Genomic DNA, 11,287 nt, shown 5'->3' with positions numbered 1-11,287 from the left:
CAGGACTGGCATCAGAAGATGCAAGGGCAGGGAACTGAAGTTGGGACAAGTCAGGAGCATTGAGAACTAAGCTGGGAGAGTAAGTCAGCTTTTGCCGCTGTTGTTGCACCCACTGCCAGTGGCTGAGAGAGGCCGCTTGAGAATAGAGGGTTTGAAATGCTTCAGTGCCTCGGCTGACGACAAAGTCATCAACCCCTTTCTCAGGCCCGGGCAAGCAGATGACTTGTACCTCGCAGCCTTGTTGCTCCAGTAACTTGCCAGTTTTGAAAATGGCAAGGTTGACGTTTTTGATGGTTTTGGGTTTGCGGTCATGGTCGAAGCAGAAGTAAAAGCGGCGACCAGGGACGGCAAATAGAGCGAGTTCTGGGATCAAGGACTCGGCCCAGATTTGACCCGTTTCATCGCGCAGCACCCGCCGACCGTTGAAGATGCCAGGCAGGGCGATCGCCACATAGCCATTGCTGAGTAAACAAGCCGCTTTCTTGGACCCTTCGACCAGAATGATTGGGATGGCAGGATGCTCTAGCACCCACTGCCAAAACCCTGAGGCGGTCTCAGCTGCAACGACTTGAGCATCTTCCCCATCCCCCATCTCAGTGGGACCCACTCCATAGCGAGTTGCGACTTCCAGCCAGAGACGCGGAGGCAGGTTGAGGAAGAAAGCGCGGGTCGGCAGCTTTGGGGGATGCTCGTACTTAATGACCTTAGATTTCTCTAAGTCGATACGGGGACGATTGGGTTTGAAGCAACCCCAAAGCATCGGCCGCCAAGCATCCAGAGGGTCCAAGCCATTACACCACCAGCCGCCGAACTCGACATGAGCGTACTGTCGCATCAGCCGCGTGGCGAGTCGTCCGGCGTTAGTGCGCTCAAGTTGAGTGGAGTAACAAAGGTAGTCGTAAGGAGTTTCCCCCCTTAAACTCCGAACGTTCCTAGCAATCAGTTTGGGGTCAACCCCACTCTTGAGCCACTCTTGCCAATGTGGGGGTTGGATATGAACCGAATCCGCATCCCGAGGTGCTTCCCCAGGATGAGTTTTCAGCAAAGCTTGAATATTCACGATAAAGCTCCCTAATCCTTACTAAGTAAGGGATAGAGAGTTATGCGCTATGACAATGAAAACCTTAATTGAGGCGAAAGCAATTCGAATTCTAAAGCAGAACTTTATGTAAATTCCAATTGAATTCCGTGACAAATCGAGTTAATATAGGCGCATAACGATGTGGGCGACCTAACTGCAGCCGGCAAGCATACAAGTTAGAGTCCCCTCTATCCCTAAAAACAACCAATTCAGCCTTGTGACCCCTTCTGTTCCACCAGTTGGGGTTTTTGGCTTTCTAGGACCCCCTAGAACATAGCCATCACCTCAATTGCGATCCCGACCGAGAAAAACTTAGAATGCATCGAGTCCACTCTCCCCTGTGCTAGTGATTTTCGATGATGGTAGTTTACCTGATCTGCCCCGCGATCGCCTCTAATTTCAACGGAAAGAAAGAAAAACGAGCCTTCTGAAGACTGGACGAACTCAGCCATCCTCCCGTTCTGATGAAGTGAAGGTGAAAAAGAACAGTTGCTTTAAGCCGAGTTTGATGCGCTCCAGCGTCCTTAGGATGGCGAGAAACTCCTCAACGATGAGGTGGTACTCATCTCTCAACGCTTGAGTGTGAAGTTGAAGTTGGAGAGAAGGAGGTTATAGGCATCGAGGCAAGCATCATAGCAATTGCAGGCTGTGAACCTGATAAGAACCTTATCCAAGTCTGCTTTTGCTCAAGTTGGTAAACTGTGGCTTCATTCCAGCTTTGAAGTGCGGTTGTACAACTGTCCCATTAAGGGTGCTGAGACATTCCCATGCTTCGTAGGTCTGTTGCTTGAGTGGAAGCTGAGACGAGAGTCTGTGACTGTCCCCATGAATACAGCATACAGTACTCCAATGCAAACTGCATCACATTAATGAACATGAAGTTGAGGTACAACCAATAAGTTAAGCTGTGGGTAATAAATTCAGGCTAACCAGGTACTGTGGCAGATCGGGTAACGGTAGACATTGAAGGACTCAGAGAGCGAATTGACGAGGTGTACTCGGATAATCCGCTGTGGACTGAGCTGTCTCTAGCGCAAAAGCTGAGGCGGCTGCTTCTAGATGGATTAGAGAAGGTGGAAGGCGATCGCCTTTCAAAAACTTCTTCATCTACTTCCAAGGTCGATAGTTGAGCATGAATCTCTTAGTGTTTGCTGAGTAGGTTCTCTACGATCGAGTTCACTATATTTAGAGTCAAGATGATTGAAGAATTCTGTCTGGCTTAATCACTATCCTCAGATGGCGAAGCTTCAATTCCTTGTAAAATGCTTTCCAATTCCATTTCCAATTGCTCTGGAGTTGGTAAACTTCCTCGTAACGATTCTGGCAAAGAATTCCGTAACTGGTAAGTTGATACTCCAATTGGTTTATTTACATCTCGCAAAGCATACTCAGCAGCTGTCTTCTTCTTACCTTTACAAAGGATGATACCGATGGTGGGGTTATCATCTCTATGCCGTAATAAGTCATCGACGGCTGAGATATAAAAACTCATTTTGCCTGAAAACTCGGGCTGAAACTCTTTAACTTTGAGGTCAATCACTACAAAGCAACGTAATTTTAGATGATAAAACAGTAAATCGATGTAGTAGTCATCACCATCTACTTCTATGCGATACTGGCTCCCAACAAAAGAAAAACCAACGCCTAACTCTAGTAAAAAATCTCGAATGTGCTCGACTAGAGCAGTTTCTAACTCCCGTTCTTGTACGTCTTGGCTAAGGCTTAAGAAGTCAAAATGATAGGGATCTTTGATTAATTGTTGAGCTAGGTCTGATTGGGGCTGGGGTAGGGCGCGGTCAAAGTTCGTGATGGCACCTCCCATTCTTCGATAGAGCCCACTTTCAATTTGATGAACTAGCACATTACGGCTCCAGCCGTGTACAACTGTTTGCTTTGCATACCAAACTCGCTCTTCAGCATCTTTGAGTTTGTCGAGCAGGCTAATGTTGTGATACCAAGTAATTTGTCCAAGCACATCTTGGACGATTGATTCATCAGGAAATGCTTGAGCAAATGCTCGCATATAGAGGAGGTTGGAGCGAGAGAAGCCTTTGATATCTGGAAGTTCTCGCTTTAAATCTGCCGCTAATTGAGTGATTATTTTTGCACCCCAACCAGCTTGCTGTTGCCGACTCAAAATATCTTTGCCGACCTGCCAATAAAGTAGCACTAGCTCCTTATTAACTGCTAAGGCCGCTCGAATCTGAGCGCTGCGAATCCGTTCTTTCAGGTCCCGCAGAAATTTTTCATAATCATTGGATGACAAACTATTCACTGTCTGAGTTCATACGATTGATCAACTTATGTAGCAGTCGCAGATTTACTTCTACCGTGGATAAAGCCTAGTAACTCAATCGTCCAAGCGCCGCTTGGACAATTAGTTCGTTTGCACTATTCAATTCTAAAACTTACTTTCCATGAGCAGCGACTATTTCCCTCATGGCAAAAACAGCAGTACAAATTTCACTCCACCAATGACTCAAGCTGTCCTAACAATTTCTCTAGTGCTTTTGCCTTTTTTGGATCTTCCCAAATCTTGGCTTGCCTAACCCGCCGGTAAACATCCTTCATACGGTTTGGTAAAGCGCTTGGAACGCCTGTAGTTTTAGCAGGCTGGATTTCATGGATGCGCTTTTTGATCTCTCTAACTGAAATATTGTGCTCTAAAGTTTCGGCAAGCAGCTGTTGTCGCTCTTGTGCATCCTTTACCTGAGCAATTATTCGCGCTTTTGTATACTCAAGCTGGCCTTGCCGTAAAACATGGAGAACGTCTTCAGGTAAATTGAGTAAGGGTAAACGGTGGCTACGGAAGCTATCTGGGCTTAATCTGCCGATAACCGAAAAGATTTGTTTTACAAGCTCCCATTGGCTACGAACAACGTTGTTCGTAATTTCAGTACCTTGTTTTTGTAGATTGGCAACGTGATTGAGCAGAGAGACGGCCTCTTCTGGTGAGCACTCTAAACGAATTGAGAGTAGTTGTAGGATTGCCTCTGTTTCCTCAATTGGATTGAGATCCTCTCTTTGCAGATTTTCTAGAAGCGCTACTTGGATTGCATCTTGATCTGCAAGATCTCGGATTAGAACTGGCACTTTTTCAAGCTTGAGGGTTTGAGCTGCTCTGTAGCGACGTTCCCCAGCAAGCAGTTCATACCCACCTTCTAAGGACGGACGAACCAATAGTGGCTGTAAGATACCATGCTCACGAATTGAAGCAACCAAACTGTCCATTGCTTGAGGTGAAAAATAGCGCCGAGGCTGCTGCGGAGGTAAATGGATTTGAGCCAGCGACAAATATTGATCGCTGGGTCCTACCTCTTGCTCTTGAAGCAGAACATTAGGCGTCACTCCTACAAAGTCAAGAAATTGCCTTGTCTTATTGGGAAACTCCATTTCATCCGCCATTGACAAGCGTTTTTTGGCCATATCACACTTGCTCCACAATTGCTTGAACGACTGCTCGATACGCTGAGGTTAGTTTCTGCTCAGAGGTGTATTGATGGATGGGTTCTCGGGCTAAATTTGACTCTGGAAACTGAACTGATTTAGGGACAGGTTCAAAAATTTTGATGCCTGTTAACTTAGCTTGTAGGGTTTTGAGAGCATCTTGGGTCGTGAGCGTGCGATCAGCCATAGTTGGCAAAACCCCCAAGATTTGTAATTCTGGGTGAGTGTCCTCATCTCGGATACCATCGATGGTTTCTAGCAGTTGTCGCAACCCTTCAAGCGCAAAGAATTGACACTGAACTGGAATTAAGACTGTATCTGCCGCCATTAAAGCATTTAGTGTCAGCATTCCTAAGCTAGGAGGACAGTCAATCAAAATATGCTCATAGTCTTGACGTAATGGGTTTAACTTCTTTCTAAGAATTCGGCTATTGTCTGCCACCGTTAGGATCTGCTTCTCTCCAGTGGCAAGGGAAATGTCAGCGGGTAATAGACTAATGCCTGCTTTAGTTTCAACGATCGCTGCGGCTGCTTGTTGCTTGCGATCGATCAGGACTTCATAAGCCGTCTTCTGATCAGGTTGAATTTTCACTCCTAGCCCAGTGGTTAAGTTGCCCTGAGGGTCAAAGTCAACAACTAAACAAGAACCTTGCTCTGCTAGTAAACCTCCTAACGCGATCGTGGAGGTTGTCTTTGCTACCCCACCTTTTTGATTCGCGATCGCAATGATCATATTCTTCTCAAGACCTTGATTTTTGTGTTAAAAAATCACTTTATTTGACTGATTCTATGACAAATTGAACGTTTTGTAGCTGCTGCTAGACAAAGAACAAAAAGCAGACTAGAGATGAAGCCTAAGTTCAATACCTTGTAGGAATTCAAATGGGTCGAAGCTTGCCTTTGTCCCTTAGGGTCAAGAAGGTGTTGCCGGTTCAATCCCATTCTGGAGGCGATGTGAAGCCTGCTGCGGAATTGGGCACATTAGGCTTGTAATTTGTCCTGGGCAGATGGAGAGGGAAGACGCAATGATTCAGATGAGTTACGACTTTGATCAGGCTATCCTACCCATGGGCGCTGCATTAAAGACGAACGTGCTCCTGCGGTTTCGGGCTGATACCCCTGAGTCTGCTCGACGGCAGCTGAACCTTTCCTTAGTGATCGATCGCTCAGGCTCCATGGCAGGTGCTCCTCTACATCACGCCCTCAAAGCCGCTGAGTCGGTGGTGGATCAACTAGAGCCAGAAGATACGCTCTCCGTGGTCGTTTATGACGATGCGGTGGATACTGCTGTCTCCCCTCAGTCCGTGACGGACAAAGCTGGGCTCAAAACTGCGATTCGTCGGGTACAAGCTGGTGGTATTACCAACTTGTCAGGAGGATGGCTCAAAGGTTGCGAGTATGTAAAAGCCCATCTGGACCCGCAAAAAATCAACCGCGTCCTGCTGCTCACCGATGGCCATGCCAACATGGGGATTCAAGACCCCAAAGTATTGACGGCAACTTCAGGGCAAAAAGCAGAAGCAGGCATTGTCACCACCACCCTGGGGTTTGCTCAGGGCTTCAACGAAGATCTTTTAATTGGCATGGCTAGGGCTGCCAATGGTAACTTTTACTTTATTCAGAGCATTGATGAAGCGGCTGAAGTATTTAGTATTGAGCTAGACAGCCTCCGGGCAGTGGTAGGCCAGAATCTGCTTGTGACGCTGGAGTTAGCGGCAGGAGTCAGCTTAGTTGATACCTTGAGCCTCGCTAAAGTGAGCCAGAATGACGCTGGGGCAACGGTGCTCTCCTTAGGAGAGCTTTATGAGGGCGAAGACAAACTCTTGGGCTTGAGTTTAGCTATTTCTGAGGCGGCGATCGCGGCCCTTCCTGGAAGTGAGCTGCCCCTAATGAAGTTGCACTACAGTGCGGATGTGGTCCAAGATGACCTGATTCAGAGCGTGTCAGGAATCACAGAAGTGGTGGCTAGAGTTGGGACGGTCGAAGAAGCGGCAATGGCGGCTTCGAGTCATATTATTCTAGAGTTAAGCCGCCTGACCATTGCTAAGGCCAAAGAGACCGCTCTTGATTTGGCTGAACAGGGTAGACATGCAGAAGCTGAACAAATCCTCCGCGACTTGATCCAAGACCTGCGCCAGCAAGGATTAAATGAGAATTTCGAGATTGCTGAAGAGATCGACCAGCTAGAGTATTTTGCCGGTCGCATCGCTCAAAAAGCTTTAGGCAATGCTGGGCGTAAGGAATTGCGGGATCAGACTTATCAGACGATGAGTCGTAATCGTAGTGATCTTGCAGGCCGTGGGGTCACGGCGGGTGAGGAAGTATACGCCATGCCCACCGTGAGCGAAGTGGGTTCTGGGGTGGAACTGCACTGCGTTCGTGAAGGCGGTAAGCTGCGAGTCAAAGTCATATCTGAAGGTTATGACGGAACCAAGAATATTCAGTTTCCTCGAGCTATTCGGGCTGAGGGAGCGCGTTATGTCGTCGAAGGGCTAGAACTATCCAGCGATCTCAGCTTTTATCGAGTCAAAGGTGACATTACTCGCTTCACTAAGCCGGGTGAAGTGGATATCTTTGTGGCGGCTCGCTCCTCCAGACCAGTAAGTACAGGTAAAGCTTCGACCGGACCTGCAAGTGCAGCGGATCTCTCCACCACCGATGCGGTCGGCAATGGTGTGCTAGTCCAATGTGTCAAAGAGGGCAGTAAACTCCGCGCTAGAGTGGTCTCCGATGCCTATGAGCCAGATTGGAATATGCGCTTCCCTCGCTCCATCCGGGAGGAGGGAATGCTGTATGTCGTCGATGAAGTGAAGACAGCACCCGATGGCAAGTCCTATATCGCCTGTGGGGAAATCAAGCGGTTTGTGCAACCGGCTCTAGCTTCCTAGATTGGTGCTGCTGTGCATCACCTACTAGCCGTTAATTGAGCCCCAGTTAAGCCTCAATCAACGGCTGGTAGTCGTCTGGATTGTCAAAGCCTGCAACCCAGGCGGCGGCTTGATGGCAGCTCCGCATATCAGGTGGAACCCGCAGGATATGGATGTGCCCTGTAGAAGGACAAGTGACCCTTAAGACCATGAGCGGTTCGTCATCTTCAAAAGCGACGCAGATAAGTTGGCGATCGCCTCCCTTATCTGTATCGGCATCGCGGATCACCCCTCCCACTTGCTGTAAAAACCGCTCATATCCCAACCGCTCAATCAGTACCCGGCGTAACTCAACATTCTCGGTGTTGAGGATATCTTGCCCTGTCATCAACTGTGGCTCAAAGGCAAGGCGATCGCTGACCTGCACGCCACGCCAGCGCAGAACAAAACCATGTCCTTTGGGTAAGCGAGTGATGCCACTTCCCGCCAACTCAATCCAATGGGTCACATGTAACCCTAAAGGGAGCGTTGTGAGGTTGACACAATCACTGATATCCAAGCTCTCACAAGTTAAATTCTCAGGGAGCGAGTAGAGGCTGGGTTCTCCACGCAAATCTAGAGGTCCCAGAACCCTGAGGCCATCCCCAGCTCGATGCTCTAGAATCAGCTTACGAGCGCGATCGCTCGATACCGGTTCATTGGGCCTGAGGCTTGGCTTGGCTGATTTTCTCGGCACCCGCCCGTTTGATAGCAGATAGCGCATTAGTCCATGACCTCTACATAGGCATCAGGTCGATATTCCCGCTGTCTCCAAACTCGATAAAGCCCTTGGGGTAATTCAATGGCCTGATGCTCTTCATGAACCAAAGTGGCGCTGGATTCCTTAACTTCTAGAAACAGATGATTACCTTGCACCCATAACTGAACGGCATTGGCCTCTTGTAGGCGATGGCTGTGTCCCGTCAGTTCACCCTCCGCTAGAGTGGCTCCTTCCCGCCTTTGAACCCCCATCGGTAAGCTAGCAATCCGCCTGATTAACACATCACCGTGTCTATACAGAACACCGATTTGATTCGCATGAGGGCTGTTGTGGTTATGCAGCATTTTGGGGTAATGGGTCAGTTGAGAGCCAAACTTGTGAATGAGTATGGGTGAGTGATGCCTAGTTCAACGACTAGTCGTTGCCTGACGGGGAGGTTGCCTATTTCTCAGTTATGAACTGCAAGATGCACTAGTGAAGCACTGAGCAGGAGACAAATGATGTTTCAATCTTAGCCGATACCCCAAATCATTAGGAGCTAATCAGCTGCTAAAGAATGAGTTGAGGAAGCAATCAATTAGTTCAACGGGAGTAAGTCTTGTAAGTTCAGGGTTGAATGTTTCTGCAGGGGACTATGTATCTGGACTAGGCTTGTTGCGGTTCACCGATGTCACAGAGCCACAGAACAATGAGTCGGACAAAGGCAATCGCGACTTAACGTTGCTCTTCCAAGGTCATGAATGATGAAGGTGAGAAGCTGCGGGCGATCGCGTAGCGGTACAGATGAAGTGCCATTGGGGTTCGCTGTAGCGTGAGCAAGAATTTCAGTACTGGAGCGCTCGCCCCGCTTGGTAGATGCAGGAGCGATCGCTTTTTTGTGACTAGTTAGAACGGGCAACCATCCTCAGGAGTCCAGGTTTCATCGATTTTCCAGCAAGCATCAAAGTGGTTGCGGATGATGCGAGTAATGAAGGCGAAGCGATCATTGTTAGTTACGAGATCCACGAGCCGTTCATTACCCCTCTTTTGTCACTCCTGCTAGAGAATACCTGACCTGCCAGAGAATGGCTGAAATCACCAAAATTTGTTGGACAATGCTTGGATGAATTGGTGGAAACAGTGCTCTTGTATCACTGTTATTTATTGTTTTTCGCGAGTGACAAAAGAGGGATAAGTGTCAATTCCACCGTCTCTCTCGGCGAATTTAAGCAAGCAACCGCAGTGCTACAGAGGATTGAGCAAGCACTGAACCAACGTAGAGAAGGGATGCAAAATCACTTCTACAATGACTCTGATCCTGACCTGACCATCTATAAAGTCATGAGAGCGAACTTGAGAGCAGGAAGATAACGACGCTAGGGGGGGTGAGCAGAAGCAAAGCCAATGGCTTCAACGGATTCAGCGTTTAGTCGGAATCATTCCGAATTGTTCGGAATTCTCAAAAGCTACAAACAGGCATAAAACAGGCATAAAACAGGTAAAGCTTTAGAGGCGATGGCTCATCAACTTTAGCTAAAGCCTACTGACCTTAAGATATTAGCTTTTACTATCAGTGTCTTGAGGTGACGCAGGGTAGCAAATTAAACAACTACTGATAACACAACTGTTTTAAGGGGGCGATCGCTAGAAAATCACTACAGAGAGTATTTTGGGAGTTCTGATCGGCCTAAAAATGTTAGCTTTTGTTAACGTTTTTCGAGAGTAGCTAGAAAAATTTGAGGTAGCAAAAGTAACTAAGGCTGGGAGGATTAGGCATCTAAAGCGATCGTCTTCAATCCTCAAATACTGAGTCTGGTTGCCTAAGTTTTCTGTCACACCTTGTAGGACAGTCGAAGAGTCAGCAGAATATCTTAGAGCTTTAAAGAGCTAAGAAAATGCGTGTATTTGGATGGGTTACTTTTGGATTAGGTATAGCACTAATAGGTTTAGGAACTGTCTACCCACCACCTGGAACAGTATCTTATTATTCTGAAGACGGAAAATTTACAATTCAGAAATATCATAACAAGCCATATGAAACGGTTCTCCAGGAAAGAAGTAATGTCATTTTTACAGGTGGCTTACTAGCAATCTGTGGGGCGATTCTCATTAGTCGACGTCGCAGAGAATAGCAGCTTGAAGGACTAGTGACTTAGTACCAAAGCTTCATTAGAGGCGATCGCGCTTGTCCGTCACCTACTAGTAGAATTCGCATTTTCTGGATCTAAAAGCTACAAGACTAAGATTTTTATCGTGATTCCAAGCTACTCAGTGTGCGTAGTAATATATACCTAAGCGGGGCAACCTAAAAAACACCTCACTAAATATTTTTATGAACCTCGATGAGTTTGAGGGCCAGGTTAAAGATGCGCTTGAAGTTGGGCTCAACCGACTCCAAACGGTCACGCTTTTAGTCGTAAACCTAGAGCAACAGCTCGAATCGACCCGACAAAGCATGCAAGAGCTAACTCAAATCATTGATAACTTCATTACTGCCGAAAAGCAAAAACGAGACCAAGACCAGAACTGAGCTCCTCTCGATGGCGAGAGGACTATCCAGCACAAACTTTTTCAATCGCGGCGACTAGCGCTTCTGGGTGGGTCGGCTTGACAAAATAACCCTGCACCCCCAATTGCAGTGCTCGTTGGCGTTCGGTTCGAAAGGCGAATGCTGTAAAGACGATGACAGGTAAATGTTGAAACTCTATGTTCTGTCGCAGTGCTTCTAGTAGTTGGTAGCCACTGATGCCGGGTAACTTCAAGTCCAGCAAAACAACATGCGGCTGAAACTGAGCCAGAGTTGAGAAAAAGCTACTACCCTCTGCCAAACCCAGCACTTGGTAGCCTTGATGAGTGAGGTAGTCGGTCAGTAGTAATCGATTAAAGTCATCATCCTCAACTAACAAGACTCTTATCGCTGGGCTCGGTTCAGAAATCGGGCCATCTGTCATGTCACTGCTTACGAATAAAAGGCAAAACTAACTAAAACCCTAGGTTAGAATTGCAGCTTTTGAGCTTCTGCATATTGCATATTGCATACCTCACATCTTGCACCAAGGCTTGAAAGGTGAGAAGAAGGGGCGTGAAACCAATACTCTGCAAGAACAATGGATATTCTTGCCCACGCCCAAGAGCTAATCTACCACTTGCTCG

Annotated in this window: 11 protein-coding genes; 3 read left to right on the top strand and 8 right to left on the bottom strand. The window is 47.4% G+C overall.

Annotation, left to right across the window (positions count from 1 at the left end; translation table 11 throughout):
* On the bottom strand, positions 1–1,060 hold a 1,060-nt coding region (locus H6F68_RS29625), incomplete at its 3' end, for a DUF3854 domain-containing protein (RefSeq protein ID WP_190560686.1).
* A 959-nt stretch (positions 1,061–2,019) separates the two neighbouring features.
* Here H6F68_RS29625 and H6F68_RS16620 point away from each other — a divergent pair.
* Entirely contained in the window at positions 2,020–2,211 is a 192-nt protein-coding gene (locus H6F68_RS16620; protein WP_190560684.1) for a hypothetical protein, read from the top strand.
* Positions 2,212–2,300: 89 nt separating this feature from the next.
* On the opposite strand, the gene H6F68_RS16615 is transcribed toward H6F68_RS16620, so the two are convergent.
* The 3 genes from H6F68_RS16615 to H6F68_RS16605 form a co-directional block, all read right to left on the bottom strand.
* Positions 2,301–3,356, bottom strand: a complete 1,056-nt coding sequence (locus H6F68_RS16615) for a PDDEXK nuclease domain-containing protein (RefSeq protein WP_190550460.1) — start codon at positions 3,354–3,356, stop codon at positions 2,301–2,303.
* 188 nt (positions 3,357–3,544) lie between these two features.
* The gene (locus H6F68_RS16610) at positions 3,545–4,507 is read right to left on the bottom strand and encodes a ParB/RepB/Spo0J family partition protein (RefSeq protein WP_190560682.1); all 963 of its coding nucleotides are present in this window, start codon (positions 4,505–4,507) and stop codon (positions 3,545–3,547) included.
* Position 4,508: 1 nt separating this feature from the next.
* On the bottom strand, positions 4,509–5,261 hold the full coding sequence (locus H6F68_RS16605; RefSeq protein ID WP_190560680.1) for a ParA family protein: 753 nt from the start codon (positions 5,259–5,261) through the stop codon (positions 4,509–4,511).
* Positions 5,262–5,553: 292 nt separating this feature from the next.
* Here H6F68_RS16605 and H6F68_RS16600 point away from each other — a divergent pair, with 292 nt between their 5' ends.
* Positions 5,554–7,416, top strand: a complete 1,863-nt coding sequence (locus H6F68_RS16600; protein ID WP_190560677.1) for a VWA domain-containing protein — start codon at positions 5,554–5,556, stop codon at positions 7,414–7,416.
* A 46-nt stretch (positions 7,417–7,462) separates the two neighbouring features.
* On the opposite strand, the gene H6F68_RS16595 is transcribed toward H6F68_RS16600, so the two are convergent.
* The 3 genes from H6F68_RS16595 to H6F68_RS16585 form a co-directional block, all read right to left on the bottom strand.
* The gene (locus tag H6F68_RS16595) at positions 7,463–8,131 is read right to left on the bottom strand and encodes a DUF6745 domain-containing protein (protein ID WP_242065544.1); all 669 of its coding nucleotides are present in this window, start codon (positions 8,129–8,131) and stop codon (positions 7,463–7,465) included.
* Positions 8,132–8,157: 26 nt separating this feature from the next.
* Positions 8,158–8,406, bottom strand: a complete 249-nt coding sequence (locus H6F68_RS16590) for a hypothetical protein (protein ID WP_242065543.1) — start codon at positions 8,404–8,406, stop codon at positions 8,158–8,160.
* Positions 8,407–8,825: 419 nt separating this feature from the next.
* Positions 8,826–9,053, bottom strand: a complete 228-nt coding sequence (locus H6F68_RS16585) for a hypothetical protein (RefSeq protein ID WP_190560670.1) — start codon at positions 9,051–9,053, stop codon at positions 8,826–8,828.
* A gap of 1,413 nt (positions 9,054–10,466) precedes the next feature.
* Between H6F68_RS16585 and H6F68_RS16580 the strand changes: the two genes are divergently transcribed.
* Positions 10,467–10,664, top strand: a complete 198-nt coding sequence (locus H6F68_RS16580; RefSeq protein WP_190560668.1) for a hypothetical protein — start codon at positions 10,467–10,469, stop codon at positions 10,662–10,664.
* A gap of 22 nt (positions 10,665–10,686) precedes the next feature.
* On the opposite strand, the gene H6F68_RS16575 is transcribed toward H6F68_RS16580, so the two are convergent.
* Positions 10,687–11,085 carry a response regulator gene (locus tag H6F68_RS16575; RefSeq protein ID WP_190560666.1) on the bottom strand — a complete coding sequence of 133 codons (399 nt, stop codon included), beginning with the start codon at positions 11,083–11,085 and terminating at the stop codon, positions 10,687–10,689.
* Positions 11,086–11,287: the final 202 nt, after the last annotated feature.

It is taken from the genome of Trichocoleus sp. FACHB-262 (assembly GCF_014696035.1).
Taxonomy (GTDB): Bacteria; Cyanobacteriota; Cyanobacteriia; order FACHB-46; family FACHB-46; genus Trichocoleus.
The sequence above is the reverse complement of the archived record's forward strand: the minus strand, read 5'-3'. Positions and strand labels throughout refer to the sequence as shown.